Below are 16,488 nucleotides of genomic sequence, written 5' to 3'. Positions count from 1 at the left end.
TGAATTTTTCCTTCATGCAAAAAAATAGTGAAAGTGGAAGTTCGTTTACGTAGGACAGGTAACTGTTATCCCACAAAAACTTTGCTCTAGACCTACTCGTACATCGTTTGATAGGATAATAAAGCAAAACAAGGGGTCTAAAATACATACATTTTGTGAGGGTGTAAAATGAATGGATAATCGATTTAAACAAGCTGAGTTGGCAACATGGATTGGTATTGTCATTAATGGGCTCTTAGCTGTGATGAAAGGGGTAATCGGCTGGCTTTCGGGAAGCCGAGCTCTCATTGCCGATGCGGCGCATTCGGCTTCCGATGTCGCCGGTTCGATTGCGGTACTTGCTGGACTTCGCACGGCAAAAAAGCCTCCTGATGAAGATCATCCATATGGGCATGGCAAAGCTGAAAATGTCGCAACCATTATCGTCGCAATCCTATTGGTTGTGGTAGGGATTGAAATCGCCACTTCCTCCACCAAGGTCTTTTTTGGTGAGATGCCTGTAGCTCCTAAAGGCATTGCTTTGGTGGCCATTATTGTTTCCATTGTTGTAAAAGAATTGCTTTTTCAGTACAAATATCGACTTGCGAAAAAAATTAATAGCTCAGCCTTACTAGCGGAAGCCTGGCATCATCGGTCGGATGCAATCTCCTCGGTTGCTGCCTTTGTCGGTGTCCTTGGCGCGATACTAGGTCAGCATTTTAACTATCCGATTTTAGTTTACTTGGATCCTTTAGCTGGGTTACTTGTATCACTAATCGTTATTAAAATTGGGTTTTCTCTAGCAAAGGAATCGAGTTCCGTTATGATGGAACAGGTGTTAGATTCTGAGCAAACGAAACCTTTTCTCGAAACCGTTAATAGTGTTGAAGGGGTAATGAGAGTCGACGAGTTATTGGCAAGAACCCATGGACATTATTTGGTGATTGATATTCGAGTCGGCGTAGACCCACATATGACCGTAGAAGAAGGCCATTTAATTTCAAAGCAAGTGAAAAAGGCCTTATTGGCTAACCATAGCGATATACAAAAAGTATTTGTACATATTAATCCGTATGATGAAAATGAGGTTAGGAATGAGTGATTCTTAGAAGAAAGCTATCTTAGGGCAAACAGGTTATATTCTGTTTGCCTTTTGTGGATTTTAGGGAGTTTGCGGAAAGTTTTTTTCAATTTTTTTAAAAAGAGGTTAATTTCCGCTCCAGGATGCTCGCTTTCCGCGGGGCGTGCGGTGAGCCTCCTCGTCGCTTTGCTCCTGTGGGGTCTCACCTGTCCCGCTGCTCCCGCAGGAGTCTCGCACCTTCCGCTCCAATCAACCTGTTTCAACAAAGGTCTTATTCATAAACACTTTGTAAAACAACACTGAATTTCCCACACTAATCTGTAATGCCTTGCCACCTAAAAAAGCCCTACACAAGGGCTAAATTTGCTTCTTCATGCCACATTCGCGGCATTCGCGGATAAATACGAAATTCTTAACAGAGCTGTTGAACAATGCATTGCCGCAATTATCACAACGTCCACTCACTTTGTCAGGGTATTCATTATAGTCATAAATCTTATCTAAATCATATTCAGGTTTTTCTTGATCCATGTAAATGCTCCTTATAATAGAATAGACTTCCTTTATTATAGTCCCTGACTAATGTGAAGGAAAACTTTTTTTAAAGAAAGTGAAGCATCTGCTAATAAAGAGGGGATTGATAGATAGAAAAAAGGAGTCGGTTTACGACTCCTTTCGCCATACCCGTAGCTATCACTTCTCGCAGAACGAGTTGATCCTTACCCAGGGATGTTGATTGATTCTAAGTGAGTTTGATTGACCCTAATGAAATAGGATTGAGGCTTTTCAGCATTTTGTTTGTCTAGTTCAAAGAAGAGGTTCTTATATTCAACGATAGAGATTTCTCTCTGAAGATAGCTTTTTTGAATATAATCTAATAATTCGTTCACATGAAGGGGAGGTTGATTTTTTTCTAACTGAAAACGATGGATAAATTGATCTAATAACATATAATCACTCCACTTTTAGGTTTTTCACTATGAAAACGCTTCCATAGTCAAGTATAACATGTGATTTAAGTTATAACTATTATAAAAATATTCAAATTTTCGACACATTTTTCAAATCGGTATGTAAAACACTCAACGCTAGAAAATGCCTGCGACCCATATTTCACATACCGACTAAAACGGAACAATGATTATCTTGTCACTTCAAGGAACAGTTGAGAGGTTGATATAAATTCCCTTACAGCAAATGATAAGTATTTATTCTTCTTCCAAACCATCCCTAACTCCAAGTTAATTTCTGTTTCAGAGAATGGGAGAATCGTAAGTTCTTTACTATTGATTTCATGGCATATTTTACTAGGTAATAGAGCGACGCCAAGTTTCCCCTCGACCATACCAAGTAAGAAGTCTTTTTGCGAGCTTTCACATACTATATTTGGTTGGAACTCATGTTTTGAACATTCCTCAATAATCAAGTCGTAGAGGGTGAAGTCCTTTCTATATAAAACAAATGGTTCATTTTTCAAATCAGAGAAATTCACTTGCTTTTGAGAAGCCAAAGCATGGTCACTATGGACAATTAACATTAAGGGATCCTTGATAACATTAATGATCTCAAAGTTGTTATTTTGGGTGGGTAATGTACAAATTAAACCAATATCCAAGGATCCATCGTCAACCCCCTGTTTAATCTTTTTCGTTCCTACTTCAGTTAAGGTGATTTTTACAAGCGGGTATTTTTCTTTATATTGACTAATCAGCTTTGAAAAGAAAGCAGCACCAACAATGGGGGGAATGCCAATTCGGATTTCCCCGCTTTTAAGTTCCATCACATCGGTTAACTCCAATGTAAGATTCTTAAAGGCCTCTAAAACTCGCTTGGCATTAATTAGTACTGCATTTCCAGCATCCGTTAGTTCCAGTTGCTTAGAGGAACGATAAAATAATGGTACACCTAACTCTTCTTCTAAATTCTTAATCGCTTTACTAATAGAAGGCTGCGTTACGTGTAGCGATTGCGAAGCCTTCGTAAAACTTAAATGCTGAGCAACTTCGGAAAAATACTCCAAATGACGAATGTCCAAATTTATTCCTCCCTTTATATTACTAAGCTTGGTTAAGGTAAATTGTTGCCTGGAGCGGAAATCAACAACCACGTTAACACAACCTATAACTAAAAAGCATATTGCGAATAGATAATATGTATTTTATTTATAATATTCTATATTTTATAATAAATATAATAACGAGTCTATAGAAGATTGGTAATAGGGAGGGGAGTAGCAAGAAAAGCACATCTTCACCTTTATAACCAAAAGGAATAAAGGATATAGATAATATGTATTTTATTTATAATCGTCCAATATTATATAATAAACTCACTTTAGATGAATTGCTGCGGAATTAAATTACAGAAAATTTTTAAAATTATTAATTTTATTGCTAAAAATGAATGAAATGGTTGCTCATTCCATTCTTAGAACCAATATAAAGGAGATGGTAAGAATGACAGATCTACAAAAAGAATCCCTATTGCTACATGAGAAGTATAAAGGGAAGTTATCGATTGATGTAAAAATGCCATTAAATAGTATGAAAGATTTAAGTTTAGCGTATTCACCAGGAGTGGCAGAGCCTTGTTCGCAAATCCATCAACATCCTGAGAAAGTCTATGATTATACCATTAAAGGCAACTTGATTGCGATTGTCACCGACGGTACCTCTGTATTGGGATTGGGTGATATAGGTCCTGAAGCTTCGATGCCGGTTATGGAAGGAAAGGCAGCACTTTTTAAGGCATTTGCTGGAGTGGATGCGATGCCAATCTGCCTTGATACGAAAGACCCTGAGGAGATTATCAAAACGGTAAAATTACTGCAGCCGACTTTTGGTGGTGTAAATTTAGAGGATATCGCCGCACCAAATTGCTTCTATATTGAAGAGCGCTTAAAGAAAGAAATGAACATCCCTGTTTTCCATGATGATCAACATGGGACGGCAATTGTCACCGCTGCTGGATTAATCAATGCCTTAAAGCTGGTTGATAAACAACTTGATGAAATTAAAGTGGTCATTAATGGTGCGGGTGCTGCGGGGATCGCCATCATTAAACTTTTATTGAATATGGGTGTAAAGGATATTATCATGTGCGATACAAAGGGTGCTATCTATGAGGGCAGACCAGTAGGGATGAACCCTGTTAAGGAATCCGTATCCAAGATGACAAACCGTTCGAAGTCTACCGGACAGCTAGCAGATGTCATTGTCGGTGCCGATGTGTTTATAGGTGTTTCCGCTGCAGGTGCACTGACGAAGGATATGGTCAAAACGATGAATCGTGATTCCATCATCTTTGCGATGGCCAATCCAATACCAGAGATTATGCCAGAGGACGCCAAGGCTGCTGGTGCAAGAGTCATCGGTACAGGTCGCTCAGATTTACCTAACCAGGTAAACAATGTACTAGCGTTCCCGGGAATTTTCAGAGGCGCATTAGATGTATCAGCTACAGACATCAATGACGAGATGAAAGCAGCCGCGGTAAAAGCGATTGCTAGTTTAATTGATGAGGAAGAGCTGTCTGCTGACTATGTCATCCCTGGTCCACTAGATAGCCGTGTTGTTCCTGCCGTAAGAGAAGCTGTTGCGAGAGCAGCTCAGGAAACAGGCGTTGCCCGTAAAGAGATTTTTCCTAGCGAGGTAGTAAACGTCCAGCCATAGAGGGCCCCTTTCACCACGAATGGTTATTTCAAAGTGTTTCTCCAGGTGTTGGAAAATGCAATGGCCCTATAAATAACGAAGCATTCTTTCATCATTCCATTGTACTTGGATTTTTTTAAAATTTTTAAATACAAAGGAGAATGATTTATATGAAAATCTTTGAAGTGCTTGTCTCGAAAGAAATGCTTCGCTGTGAGCTTATAGAAAGCTATCATGTGATTTATGAGGAAACAGAAATGACGGAATTCACGAATAACGAGCACGATTTTCTAGTGGAAAAGAAAAGGTTCGTGGAAAGAACCCTTACAATCTTGAAGGGGAACACTCAGTCGACGTTGCAAAGGGTAAAAACGTATCGGACTGAATGTAAAAATGCACGGGATATACGGACGATCATTTATAACGATTATCCTGAAATATTTAAAACCATTCAAATCGCTAAACAAGCGGTTTAATAGGATTCCAAAATCAGGCGCTTTCCCCAGATGGAAAGCGCCTTTTGATGTCTAGTTTCATGTAAGAATAAACGCTACACCGAGATAGAAAAGCACGGCGATAGCGGCACCAATCGCGGAAATCTTCAATTTATAGCGTGCGTAATCGACAATATGCAAATCGAGAATCGATGCGGTCGTAATCGTGGTATCGCCTAGTGGAGAAGTTAATGCTCCGAATGCTCCACTTGCAAACACCGCGCCAACGGTTAGTGGAATCGAGGCTCCAGTCGCGACCGCTAAGGTCATTCCTAGAGGCATAAATAATCCCCAAGTGCCCCAAGATGATCCAATAAAATAGCCAACAATTGAACCAAGAACAAAGATGGTCGCAGGCGTCATATACGCTGGCAAAAAGGTTCCTAGCGTCGAACTAATGAAAGCAGAAAAGCCGAGGTCATCAGCTGATAACGTAAGTGCCCAAATTAAGACGAGTAAACTGATGGCCTCCATCATCTGATTTCCGCCATCATAAAAATGATACAAGAGCTCCTCTAATGACTGTCGTCTGATGATGTAAAATACAAACGATATGATTAGAGTGATAAACACAGCTAAAAGCATCACAAACGTGGCATCCGCAATTGAAAACGCCTCAAAAACTGTTTGTGCTCCTCGATCCATCCCGTCTTTCCATAGTAGAAATAATGATAATCCTAACAGTAAAAACACAGGGACAATCAAATTCCATGGCTGTGCTTTTACTAGTGACAACTCTTTCTTAATTCCCGTTCGGTGAAATTCATGGACTTGATTATCGGTTAATTCCTGCTCTCTTAGCTGATTTGTCTTCTTTGATGAGGGCCATACGGTTTGGATGATTCCAATCACTAGCATCACAATCGCATAAAAATTAAATAAAATACTTAGAAGAAAGACGTTGTAGGGAGACATATCAAGATTTAACTCGGTCAGTCCACCTTCCACGAGCGAAACCATAAAGCCGACAAATGCCGTTGCTACTGGTAAAAGGACAATAATGGACTCAGTCGAGATATCTAATGTTAACCCGACCTTCTGTTTCGATAATTTCATTTTATTAACTAGCGATTTTATGATTGGGCCCACCATCATAATACGAAACATTGGCATCATGAACGTGAAAGGGAGTGTTAGCCAAATCACCCCGAGCAGCCCGCGCTCCGTCTTAATCTTCGTTCCAACCCACTCGGAAAATCCTTTAATCCCCCCAGAAATATTCATCATTCCAACGAGGCCACCGAATAAATACAGAAACGCAATAATTTTAATATTGGTTTCATCGGATAACGTCGTGACAATATATGCGACAGATTGATAGCTGCCATCAATGATATTGGCTGTCACAATCATCGACCCAACAAGAAGTCCCACAACAAGGCCTGGTAAAATATTTCTCAACCAAATCGCCATTGCAATAACGATCAAGAATGGCACGAGAGATAGCCAAGTATGCTCCAAAATCTCTTCCTCCAATCGATCCATCGGTTCATCCGTACCGAACTATACTATTCCCGTTTCAATCCATTTAGTATGACCACGAAGAAGGATTGCTATTAGAATTAGAAATCAGCCATTTGTGTTTATTTGAATGAACCTTTTTTAAAACCTAAGTAACCTAATGGATATTAAATGGATAAACACTTAAGGAAGTGGAAAAAATACCTCCAATGGATAATGGAGGTATTTCTTTATGGAGAAGCATAACATCAAATTGACTTCCTCTGAGGTGGCAAACCTTTGGACAAATTATATTGGGGATAGTATGTCGGTTTGTATCTTCAAACATTTTTTATCTCATGTAGATGATGCTGAAATCAAACTCATTCTTGAACATGCGATGGATTTATCTAAACAGCATGTTCAAACAATTCAAGACATCTTTCAAGAAGAGGGGATTGCCGAACCTCTAGGATTTACAGATGCGGATGTGAACGAAAAGGCATCCCGTTTATTTGAGGACCCATTTTACCTATATTATGTTAAAAATATGACTAAGGGTGGATTAGCTACGTATGGAGCTATTCTACCGAATGTATTTCGAAATGATATTCGCGAGTATTTTATGTCATGTTTATCCTCAACAATGGAGCTTTATAATGAAACTACCCAGCTGCTATTATCTAAAGGTTTAGAGGTTAGATCTCCAGAAATCCCATACCCTACAACTGTAGAATTCGTGGAGAAACAAAAGTTTTTAGCTGGGTGGTTCGGCGAACAACGACCTCTTTCTGGAATCGAAATCACGCATTTATATGCTAATATCCAAACAAATAACCTAGGTGAAGCTTTAACCTTAGGCTTTGCACAAGTTGCTAAGAAGAAAGATGTGAAGGAATATTTGCTTAGAGGAGTCGGAATGTCGAAGAAACACATCGAAATCTTTAGTAAATACCTAAAATCAGAGTCCCTTCCTGTACCGATGTCTTCGAATCAGGGGGTGACCACTTCGACTGAATCCCCATTTTCAGACAAATTGATGATGTACCATATAGGACTATTAAGTGGTACAGGAATGGGAAACTATGGTGTTGCAATGTCCTTATCTCCAAGACGAGATTTGACGACCATGTATGGCGGGTTAATCGCTGAAGTTGGGCTGTATGCAGAGGACGGGGCGAATATAAACATCAAACATAAATGGATGGAACGACCTCCACAGACAGCCGATCGCGATGAATTAACCAAATGGCTGGGTAGTAACACGAATCCGCAAACCTTTAAGGAGTGATAGGCTCGATGGATTATCGAGAATATTGGAATAATATTTATCAACAGAGTGAAGAGTTAAATTCATTGATCACGTCTTACTGGAATCAGCACTCCCATATAGGGACATGGCAATTTTGGATAGTTGTTTTTTTATTAGTGGCTCCATTAATTTTGCTTCTCTTTACTGTAGATCGGAGTCGAATGTTTGAGTTGTTTTTCTTCGGTTACACCGTACATATTTTGTGGACTTATGTCGACCTTGCACTTGAAAGGTATGCGTACTTTGTTCACACCTATTTTTTAACACCTGTCTATCCCTTTGCCTTAAATATGACAGCGTCGGCCCTTCCTGTTGGATTTTTACTAGTGTACCAATATTGTACTAAAAACAATAAAAACTTTTATCTATATACTTTGATTCTAAGTGTAGTATTTGCATTTGGATTTACAACTGTTGAAGAGATGGCAGGTCTGTTAGAGTTTAGAAAAGGCATGAATAAATTATATATATTTCTCATAGACTTGGCATTGGCATATACAGCTTATTGGTTCACAAGGCTGATATTAAAAATTAAGAGTAATCACTCTTTTTAATTAAATAAAATGAGGCAACAGTAGTTCAACGTAGATACAAAAACAAGGACCTTCATTCAATAGGTCCTTGTTCTTTATACTATAAAAGTCCAACCATTTGTAGCCCATGTAGAATCCCATCGTCTTCAACGGACTTCGTTACATATTTCGCCGCACGCTTAACTTCTTCTTCTCCATTTCCCATGGCAACACTGTTTGTGACACTCGAAAGCATCTCAATATCATTCAATCCATCACCAAAGGCATACTGATTTTTCTTTGAAAACCCTAGTTTTTCAACAATCGCTTCAATGCCTTTTGCCTTTGACCCGCCCTTTGGGAGGATATCGACTGAAAAGGGATGCCAGCGGATGAAATCGAAGTCGTCGAATTGTTGCTCGTATTGCTTTTCTTCTCCTACACGACAAAATAGCAAAGATTGGTACAATGCGCGTTCTTTGTAATAATGGGGGTCATGCGTAGGAATTTGATTGATTTTTAATGTACCAATACTTTCATTTATATAATGATGTTCTGGTACATTTGCTTTCATATCCTCGTGATCCATATAAACAACAGGGTGCTCATTGTGAAGAGCAAATTCTGTTAACTTTTCTAGGGATGAAGTCTTTAAAGGGTTGGTATACAAAACTTCTCCGTTCACGACAACATACTGGCCGTTATAACTAACAAACGTGTCAATCGCTAATTCTTTTCGTAATTCCTGATACATAAAAGGAGCCCGACCTGTTGCAATTGCGACTTCATGTCCAAGTTCCTTTAGTTTAAAAATCGCCTCTTTTGTAGAAGGAGGTAATTTTTTCTCGTGGTTAAGGAGTGTTCCGTCGATATCAAAAAAGATAATGCTTCGCTCAGTCATTTTGTATTCCAACTTTCTATGTAGAGTCTAATGGAAAAACACCATCTAAGGTGATGTCGTTATTTTATCATTTTATCTAGGGGTAAAAACAAGAAAAGACACTTTCTTATTCTTCTGACTCTTGTAAGGTAAATATATTTACCCATTTTAATTCCAAACCGTTTCGGGCAAATAGAAGTATCCTCTTTACTCGTTTTCGTGCGCTATTTTCCCATTCTCGTCTGATTCCAACCTTTATAATGAGTAACCAGACTAGCGACGGGAACACTAATTTTTATGTGATATCTTCCTATTGTCTGCATCCTTTCTTGAAGTATGCTCGCAATTAGTGAAGGTTTTCACATAATGTTCACATTCAAACTGTCTTTTTGACATTATTTTATTGTATATTAACACTACGTTGATGGTGTTAACTTGAAGTGGAGGGAAATACATTGAAGAAATTACTTCCGTTAGGTATTTTATTAGGGGTGATGATGACTCCTATTTTCACTAATGCACATGTGAAGTGGTTCACGGAAGTCACTCCTGTAAAAGAGTCGATTGAAAATATTTTATCTCCTTTATTTATGTCCCTAGCTTTAATAGCTGCAGTGGTATTGGGCATTCTTACTTTGTTGATCCCAAAGATGGCTAAGTGGAAGCAAATCCAAAAATGGGATACTCAACTATCAGGTTTTAGAAAGTACTCCAAATTCCTCCTAAAATACGGAACGGCAATTGCGCTTTTCATTCAAGTGGTAAATGGAACGATATTCGCTCCGGAATTACCGATTACTCATACGCTAGCGATAGTTTTAGCTTGGATTGCCATTGGCTTACTGCTCATCCCGCATCATTTAGCGACAAAGTTTGGTGCAGTCTTACTACTATGTCTATTTGTATACGTAACGTTTGATCATGGCATCTTTTATATGCTTGATTACGGTTTCTATATTGCGATCATCGGTGTGCTGTTAGTAGAGAAAACAAAATTGGAAAATGTCGGTTTTCCATTCTTATACCTAGGCACGGGTTTATCTTTATGTTGGGTGGCGGTGGAGAAGTGGGTCTATCCAAGCATGGCCTTGGATATCGTAGTCAACCACCAAGTCCCAACCTTTGGTTTTGCACCTGCCATATTTATTGTGATGGCTGCCTATATTGAATTTATCGTCGGTTACCTTCTTGTTGTTGGAATTCTTAACAGAGTTTTGGGGATTGTTGTGACTGTAATTTTTGTTATGACTACGATGCTCTTTGGGATGACAGAAGTGATTGGACATTTTATGGTTCATGTTGTTTTAATCATCTTTATTATTGAGGGTGTCTCCTTTTACAATCCACCAATAAAAATGCATAAAACGAAGACCGACCAATTTATTTTTGTCTTCCTTAATTTCATTTTCGTCCTTGCAACGTTTGTATTAATTTATTATCGATTTGCCTAAAAACAAACCACTTCATGTAAAATTTTGGACATGAAGTGGTTTGTTTGTTTGTTGTGGAATTGTCGTTAATATGAGGAAATATGTTTCAACAAAAGAAACAGTCAACAGGGAAGTGGAACAACTTTTACGGTAACACCGCCTTTTGCCTAATAAATGTCGATTCCAGTCATGCTTAGTCCATTACGAAGAGATCGACTTCTTTACTCATCGTCTTCATCCATTTTAATGAAGTAGTTTTGTGAGCTGTTCAACATGTCTACGATTCGTATCAAACACTTCTTCTACCATTTGGCGACTAGCTGAGTCAAGGTCCCCCCTTACAAGTTCTTCTGAATATTCGAGGCCATATTTATGTATTCCTTTTAAAGCGTCCTCAATGATCTTTTCTGAATCATCAGGGAGCATGACTTTGTGCATAAAGCTGTGCATTGAGCCTGATACACCTTCATCGTCGGCTGGAACTCCCCCTAGATTCTGTATCCGTTCTGCTATCTTTTGCGCATTTCCCTTTGTATCCCTTTGCATTGACTGAAAATGTTGCTTGAGGTGGCCATCCTCTAGCTTTTGAATATAGTGCTCCATCGAGCGGATGCCCATATAAGTGCCTCTCAATAAGGTATTTAACTCTTCAATAATGATCTCATTGTTCAAAAAAATCATCCTTCCCAATTATTCTGCTTTAACGATGAATGTTACCTTGCACTATTAGAATGGTTGGGAAACAGACAAATTAATCTGTAATGTAGTAAAAAACTTCTGTTGATTGTTAGATGGAAAGGTGGTATGCTAATTCAGCTTATTTAGTGACGATGAAAAAGTATACATAAATGACACTTTAAATAAATAGTGGACTGGGAATCACTGTGAGAGAGGGTGTTTCCAGACAACCATTTTGTGGTTGTTTTTTTACACGATAGAATGTAACTCAATCTTTTTTGATTTTTACTAATGAAGTGGATAAAACTAACCAATAGAAAATACTTTTCTTTATGGAGAAAATGGAGTTGATTTAATGGCTAAAACCAGTGCAAAAGGTGGAACTGGAAGAGGAACAGATAAGAAGGGCTGGAAACGTTGGCAAAAAAGTGCAAACAAAGCGAAGAGTGCCAAGCCTTATACGAGTAAAGGCGTTAAAAAGTCCGATTAGAATGAAACACTAGTGCGATTAAAGCGCTAGTGTTTTTTCTGTTTTGGCTGTCATAACTAGGAGAGGAAGTACCGCTACAGGTCATCTAGACTAGAATGACTATTGAAGAAGAAAGCATTTTCGACGTGAAAATCGTCATTCCTAATCATATTTTACTAAAGCATTGTAATAGACTATACGGTAGATTTGTTAGTGAGGTGACGATGACTATTCATAAATTTTTGAAAGACTTTAAAGAGTTTGCAGTCCGGGGAAGTGTTGTCGATATGGGGATTGGGGTCGTAGTGGGGACAGCATTTGTTAAGATAGTAGATTCCCTTGTTTCAGATATTATTATGCCCCCAATTGGGCTTGTGCTTGGTAAGGTGAATTTTTCAAATTTGTACATTAATTTATCCGGTGGGCATTATCGCTCGTTAGTTGAAGCAAAGGAAGCAGGTGCGGTAACGATCAATTATGGTGTATTCATCGACTCCATCATTCATTTTGCGATCGTTGCACTTGCTACCTACTTTACGATTGTACAAATTAATCGTATTAGAAGAGCTCCGGCAGAATCTCTTACCACGAAGGAATGCCCATATTGTTTCAGAAGTATTCCAACAAGAGCCGTCCGATGTCCACAATGCACAACAATCCTAAATGATGAAGAAAAATTGGACGAGCAAGAGGGGCATAAAAAGGTAGGAGATGAACATGAAAAAACACCACCCATTACAAACACAGAACATCGTCGAGTTAAAATTAATCTGAAGTCTAGCTAGTGTCAGAGTGTGAGGATTCAGTATGTATTAGAGAAGTCCCGCTCAGTGATCATTGGATTTATGGCCACTGAGCGGGACTTTTTATCGTATGTTTCTCCAAATTAATGGAACCTTAAAGATGAATTGAAAATAGGAGATAGTTTAGGTAGAAACTTTATCTAATGAAAGGAGACGTTTATGGATTTACATATCATTTGGAAAGCAATGCTGATGGTTACTCTTGGGTTTCTATTTCTTCGATTCGTCGGTAGGAAATCCGTAGCCCAAATGACGATTGCAACTACAGTCGTTTTAATTTCAGTTGGTTCCATTATTATTCAACCCGTCATCAATCATGGAATCATAAACACAATTGGAGCAACAGCAATCTTTATTCTCTTTCTGATGGTAGTGGAATTTTTAACAATGAAATTCAATGGATTGGAAAAGCTGATCACGGGTAAGTCAAAAGTGGTCATTCAAAATGGCCAACTACAAACGAATACCTTAAAGAAACTGCGTTTAACGGTAGATAAGCTTGAAATGCAATTACGGCAACAGGGGGTTAAGCAGATTTCCGACGTAAAGACGGCAACCGTCGAGCCGAATGGACAAGTTGGTTTCGAGTTGGTGCCTGATGCCCAACCATTAACGGTAGGGGAGTTTAAAAAACTGATGAAGCAATTAGGTCATACTTTCCCTGCTAAGGAGGAAACGAATAATAGTAACACCGATTTGTTTGAGGAGATTCTACAACCAACCACCCCTCCCAATCGAGATCAACTTCATTAAGGGTTTCTATTAATAAGAAGGGTGTTTTCGTAGATATTGTTGTTAAAAACTTAAGCTGATTAACGGAAGTTAAGTTATTTAGTACGTTATAGGAGGTTCGCAAGCATTTTCAGGTTAGAAAGCTATTTTCGATAGTGGACCGATCATTAACAAAAAAGGAACAATGTTTGAGAAATAGCCTTTTAAGAATCGTTATTTAAAAAAGTGTTAGTTATTAAACTTAACTGACACTTTTATTTTAGTTAGAATTATTTGAATATATAGAAAATAAGTGGTATCATTTGAAGAAAATGTAAACGCTTAATAAAGCAATACATATAATGAGGTGGGATGGGTGAAAACAAAGAATAGTCCATGGATTTACGCTTTAGTTGGCATGTTAACAACCACAGTTGTGTTGGCCTTTGCGAGACTTTCTTATGGGGTGATTCTCCCTTTTATGAAGGATGGCTTGCAGATCAGCTATAAGGAAGCAGGCTATCTTGGGACAACGACTTCTTTGGGGTATTTAGCAACGGTGGTGTTCGCAGGTGTGTTGGCAACAAAGTGGGGTGGCAGGAGAACCGTCATATTAGGAATTTCTGTTGTTACCTTAGGGTTTACAGGTTTAGCGTTTTCACCTTTTTACTGGATGACGTTTCTATTTATGCTCCTTCTCGGAGTGGGAACAGCTTTTACATACACTCCATTTATTTCATTACTAGTTGCACGGTTTCCTCTGAAAAAAGGCCTAATGATTGGCCTGGCAACAAGTGGAGCGGGAATTGGGATTCTGTTTGCAGGAATGTTTGTCCCTTATTTAACTAGTGTGTTCCCAGACATAGGGTGGAGAATGGTCTGGGGGATATACGCGGTCATTGGATTATTGGTTGTGATTTTGTCATCTTTGTTTATTCATAATCCACCAATGGAGTCGAACGGGGTCAAAAGCAAGCAAAACACTTCTCTCAAAGAAATTTATACGAATCCGAATGTGATTAGAGTCGGGTTGATCTATGGAATCGTCGGAGTTACCTATATTGTCCAAGTCATTTTTGTGATGAGCTTTATGATTGAATCAGGGGTGAATAGTACAGTTGCCGGTCAATTAATGGCGGTCAACGGAATTTTATCCATTTTTAGTGGCTTTATCTGGGGAGGCATTTCCGACAGACTAGGCAGGAGATTTTCACTAATGGCAACTACAAGTATTACTACTCTTGCTATGCTCATTCCTGTACTTTTCCCGACGATCCTTGGTTTTTCTGTCCATATTATTTTAATGAGTTGTACAATCACTGGTTTATTCACTTTAATACAGGCGTCGAGCATGGACTATGTGAAACCAAGTGATATGCCCGTGGCATTTGGGTATGTAACTTTTTATTTCGCAGCCGGACAGCTGATTGGTCCAACCATTGCAGGGTGGATGATTGATGGGGGAGGAGGATTTAAAACGGCGTTCTTCTTTTGCTCCATTTGTTTAGCGATTGGTTTTCTGTTAACGGTTAAAATGAAAAATTCAGCACAGGTACCTCAGCTTGGGCAGGAGTTATCAGCGAAATAAATTTCGTTCGTAAAAAAGTCCATTCTAGAGAAAAAAATCAAATATAGAAGCCACCAATGACTTTATGAACTGTACCCTATGTCAAGGACATTTAAAAAAAGCCTAGGCAGTTTTAAGAAGATGATCTCTGTACTGAACAGGGGTCATCTTATTTAAATTCCATTGATATCTATGGTGATTATAATAGGTCATATATTGCTTAATTTCGCGTTTTAATTCATCTAGAGTTTTGCATGCTTTAATAGAGGTCTCGTCCTTTAGATGCCCAAAGAAAGATTCTTGAGGGGCGTTATCCCAACAGTTACCTCTTCTTGACATAGATTGATGTAAACCTAATTTCTTTACTGCCTTTTGGAATTCCGGATGGGTATAGTGTACTCCCTGATCCGAGTGAATTAATGCATCTTTAACTTTCTTAAAGTTTCTATTTTTCTTTAATTTTTTAAGTGTGTCTGTTGCTAAGTCTATGGTCATTCGATTTGATACATGATAAGCCAGAATCTGACCTGTCGAACCATCTTTAATCGCTGATAAATAAGCCTTCTGACCATTCTCATAGAATAGGTAGGTGATATCCGTTAGAAGCACCTTTCCCGGAATGTTTTGCTTAAATTGTCGGTTTAATAGGTTTGGTACAACCTTATGTTCATGGGTAGCTTTCATCATTCGTCTATAAGGATTTGGTTTTCTAATGGGACAGATAATATCGTACTTCTTCATAATTCGACTTATACGCTTCAAATTGTAGACAACATTAAATTGACCCGCCAAAGTCATTTTGATTTGACGTGCCCCTTTCTTCCGATTTTTGAAATGGAAGGCTTTTAGGATTATCTCTTTCACTATCTGATCCTTTTCCTCATTTAGCTTTCTTTGTTCCTGTGACTCCTCTGAGAAATAATTATAATAACCACTTCTGGAAACACCCGCTATTGTACATAAATAGCTCACCATATTTTTCAACTGATATTTCTCAATCACTGAACGAATAAGAATAAACTTTTGGCTAGGAGGGAGGACTACTTCTTCAACCCCCTTTCCGCGAAACGAATCTTTTTTAGGAGTTCGTTTTCTGCCTTAAGTAAGTTGATTTGAGCCTCTAAGCGGGCATTTTTCTCCTCTAATGTAAGCTCCTTTTCCCGGGGCCGCCCTGAATTTCCTAGTCTAGTATCACGCAAACCATCGATCCCATTAACAGTGTAAGCTTTTTGCCATCTCTTACTAGCTGACTTAATTCTTTGTGTCCCTAAAACATCTGTATCAAGCCCACATTCTCCAAATATTACTCTGGCAAATTTGCCTTTCTCTTTTTCCGCAATAAATATTTCCTTAAATTCATCAGTATAAGTTATACCTTTAGAACTAACAGATTTAACGTATTTATTAGCTGCTAGTTGTTTTATCTCTTTCTCTGTAAAAGTCTTCTTACTCATAAGTTCCCCAGTCCCTTTTGTCATTCTC

The 16,488-nt window shown here is 38.6% G+C and carries 16 protein-coding genes and 1 pseudogene; 10 read left to right on the top strand and 7 right to left on the bottom strand.

From position 1 onward, the window contains the following. Positions 1 to 172 precede the first annotated feature (172 nt). Entirely contained in the window at positions 173 to 1,081 is a 909-nt protein-coding gene (locus tag BMX30_RS02160; RefSeq protein ID WP_090740713.1) for a cation diffusion facilitator family transporter, read from the top strand. Between the two features lie 336 nt (positions 1,082 to 1,417). Here BMX30_RS02160 and BMX30_RS23365 read toward each other — a convergent pair whose 3' ends face one another. From BMX30_RS23365 to BMX30_RS02140, 3 genes are all read right to left on the bottom strand, one after another. Continuing rightward, positions 1,418 to 1,591, bottom strand: coding sequence for a DUF8096 family protein (locus BMX30_RS23365; protein WP_090740710.1), 174 nt, complete (start codon positions 1,589 to 1,591; stop codon positions 1,418 to 1,420). Positions 1,592 to 1,779: 188 nt separating this feature from the next. Continuing rightward, entirely contained in the window at positions 1,780 to 2,010 is a 231-nt protein-coding gene (gene yppF, locus BMX30_RS02145) for a YppF family protein (RefSeq protein WP_090740708.1), read from the bottom strand. Between the two features lie 191 nt (positions 2,011 to 2,201). After that, positions 2,202 to 3,095 carry a LysR family transcriptional regulator gene (locus BMX30_RS02140; RefSeq protein WP_090740705.1) on the bottom strand — a complete coding sequence of 298 codons (894 nt, stop codon included), beginning with the start codon at positions 3,093 to 3,095 and terminating at the stop codon, positions 2,202 to 2,204. Positions 3,096 to 3,516: 421 nt separating this feature from the next. Here BMX30_RS02140 and ystJ point away from each other — a divergent pair, with 421 nt between their 5' ends. Together ystJ and BMX30_RS02130 are read left to right on the top strand one after the other, a co-directional pair. Then, complete coding sequence (gene ystJ / locus BMX30_RS02135) at positions 3,517 to 4,731, top strand: NADP-dependent malic enzyme (RefSeq protein ID WP_090740703.1); 1,215 nt, start codon at positions 3,517 to 3,519, stop codon at positions 4,729 to 4,731. A gap of 149 nt (positions 4,732 to 4,880) precedes the next feature. Further along, positions 4,881 to 5,186: a hypothetical protein gene (locus tag BMX30_RS02130; protein WP_090740701.1), complete on the top strand. Its 306-nt coding sequence runs from the start codon at positions 4,881 to 4,883 to the stop codon at positions 5,184 to 5,186. A 57-nt stretch (positions 5,187 to 5,243) separates the two neighbouring features. Here the strand turns inward: BMX30_RS02130 and BMX30_RS02125 are convergent, their stop codons facing one another. After that, positions 5,244 to 6,689 carry a Na+/H+ antiporter NhaC family protein gene (locus tag BMX30_RS02125; protein ID WP_425283729.1) on the bottom strand — a complete coding sequence of 482 codons (1,446 nt, stop codon included), beginning with the start codon at positions 6,687 to 6,689 and terminating at the stop codon, positions 5,244 to 5,246. Positions 6,690 to 6,897: 208 nt separating this feature from the next. Between BMX30_RS02125 and BMX30_RS02120 the strand changes: the two genes are divergently transcribed. Further along, positions 6,898 to 7,935, top strand: a complete 1,038-nt coding sequence (locus tag BMX30_RS02120) for a DUF3231 family protein (protein WP_090740697.1) — start codon at positions 6,898 to 6,900, stop codon at positions 7,933 to 7,935. Positions 7,936 to 7,943: 8 nt separating this feature from the next. After that, positions 7,944 to 8,510: a hypothetical protein gene (locus BMX30_RS02115; RefSeq protein WP_090740695.1), complete on the top strand. Its 567-nt coding sequence runs from the start codon at positions 7,944 to 7,946 to the stop codon at positions 8,508 to 8,510. 79 nt (positions 8,511 to 8,589) lie between these two features. On the opposite strand, the gene BMX30_RS02110 is transcribed toward BMX30_RS02115, so the two are convergent. Further along, the gene (locus BMX30_RS02110; protein ID WP_090740693.1) at positions 8,590 to 9,369 is read right to left on the bottom strand and encodes a Cof-type HAD-IIB family hydrolase; all 780 of its coding nucleotides are present in this window, start codon (positions 9,367 to 9,369) and stop codon (positions 8,590 to 8,592) included. 434 nt (positions 9,370 to 9,803) lie between these two features. Here BMX30_RS02110 and BMX30_RS02105 point away from each other — a divergent pair, with 434 nt between their 5' ends. After that, positions 9,804 to 10,799: a hypothetical protein gene (locus tag BMX30_RS02105; RefSeq protein WP_090740691.1), complete on the top strand. Its 996-nt coding sequence runs from the start codon at positions 9,804 to 9,806 to the stop codon at positions 10,797 to 10,799. A gap of 222 nt (positions 10,800 to 11,021) precedes the next feature. Here the strand turns inward: BMX30_RS02105 and BMX30_RS02100 are convergent, their stop codons facing one another. Next, positions 11,022 to 11,450: a DUF2383 domain-containing protein gene (locus BMX30_RS02100; protein ID WP_090740689.1), complete on the bottom strand. Its 429-nt coding sequence runs from the start codon at positions 11,448 to 11,450 to the stop codon at positions 11,022 to 11,024. Positions 11,451 to 11,811: 361 nt separating this feature from the next. On the opposite strand from BMX30_RS02100, the gene BMX30_RS02095 reads away from it, so the two are divergent. From BMX30_RS02095 to BMX30_RS02080, 4 genes and pseudogenes are all read left to right on the top strand, one after another. Beyond that, positions 11,812 to 11,946 (top strand): DUF3934 domain-containing protein, encoded by a 135-nt coding sequence (locus tag BMX30_RS02095; protein WP_090740687.1) that lies wholly within the window; start codon positions 11,812 to 11,814, stop codon positions 11,944 to 11,946. Between the two features lie 203 nt (positions 11,947 to 12,149). Then, a pseudogene (gene mscL / locus BMX30_RS02090) lies at positions 12,150 to 12,587 on the top strand (large conductance mechanosensitive channel protein MscL); the annotation flags it as partial. Between the two features lie 300 nt (positions 12,588 to 12,887). After that, a complete protein-coding gene (locus BMX30_RS02085; RefSeq protein WP_090740685.1) occupies positions 12,888 to 13,481 on the top strand; it encodes a DUF421 domain-containing protein in 594 nt (197 codons plus the stop codon). Positions 13,482 to 13,815: 334 nt separating this feature from the next. Then, positions 13,816 to 15,027 (top strand): MFS transporter, encoded by a 1,212-nt coding sequence (locus tag BMX30_RS02080; protein WP_090740682.1) that lies wholly within the window; start codon positions 13,816 to 13,818, stop codon positions 15,025 to 15,027. A gap of 102 nt (positions 15,028 to 15,129) precedes the next feature. Here BMX30_RS02080 and BMX30_RS02075 read toward each other — a convergent pair. Beyond that, a protein-coding gene (locus BMX30_RS02075; protein ID WP_425283728.1) for an IS3 family transposase occupies positions 15,130 to 16,460 on the bottom strand; the annotation gives its coding sequence in 2 pieces (ribosomal slippage) (positions 15,130 to 16,079 and positions 16,079 to 16,460; 1,332 coding nt in all). Positions 16,461 to 16,488 lie beyond the last annotated feature (28 nt).

This window comes from Mesobacillus persicus (assembly GCF_900109925.1).
In the GTDB taxonomy this organism is placed as follows: domain Bacteria; phylum Bacillota; class Bacilli; order Bacillales; family Cytobacillaceae; genus Mesobacillus_B; species Mesobacillus_B persicus.
The sequence above is the reverse complement of the archived record's forward strand: the minus strand, read 5'-3'. Positions and strand labels throughout refer to the sequence as shown.

Coding starts and splice junctions, on each gene's coding strand:
- BMX30_RS02160 (WP_090740713.1), top strand. CDS start 173: ATGGATAATCGATTTAAACAAGCTGAGTTGGCAACATGGATTGGTATT.
- BMX30_RS23365 (WP_090740710.1), bottom strand. CDS start 1,591: ATGGATCAAGAAAAACCTGAATATGATTTAGATAAGATTTATGACTAT.
- yppF (WP_090740708.1), bottom strand. CDS start 2,010: ATGTTATTAGATCAATTTATCCATCGTTTTCAGTTAGAAAAAAATCAA.
- ystJ (WP_090740703.1), top strand. CDS start 3,517: ATGACAGATCTACAAAAAGAATCCCTATTGCTACATGAGAAGTATAAA.
- BMX30_RS02130 (WP_090740701.1), top strand. CDS start 4,881: ATGAAAATCTTTGAAGTGCTTGTCTCGAAAGAAATGCTTCGCTGTGAG.
- BMX30_RS02125 (WP_425283729.1), bottom strand. CDS start 6,689: ATGGATCGATTGGAGGAAGAGATTTTGGAGCATACTTGGCTATCTCTC.
- BMX30_RS02120 (WP_090740697.1), top strand. CDS start 6,898: ATGGAGAAGCATAACATCAAATTGACTTCCTCTGAGGTGGCAAACCTT.
- BMX30_RS02115 (WP_090740695.1), top strand. CDS start 7,944: ATGGATTATCGAGAATATTGGAATAATATTTATCAACAGAGTGAAGAG.
- BMX30_RS02110 (WP_090740693.1), bottom strand. CDS start 9,369: ATGACTGAGCGAAGCATTATCTTTTTTGATATCGACGGAACACTCCTT.
- BMX30_RS02095 (WP_090740687.1), top strand. CDS start 11,812: ATGGCTAAAACCAGTGCAAAAGGTGGAACTGGAAGAGGAACAGATAAG.
- BMX30_RS02085 (WP_090740685.1), top strand. CDS start 12,888: ATGGATTTACATATCATTTGGAAAGCAATGCTGATGGTTACTCTTGGG.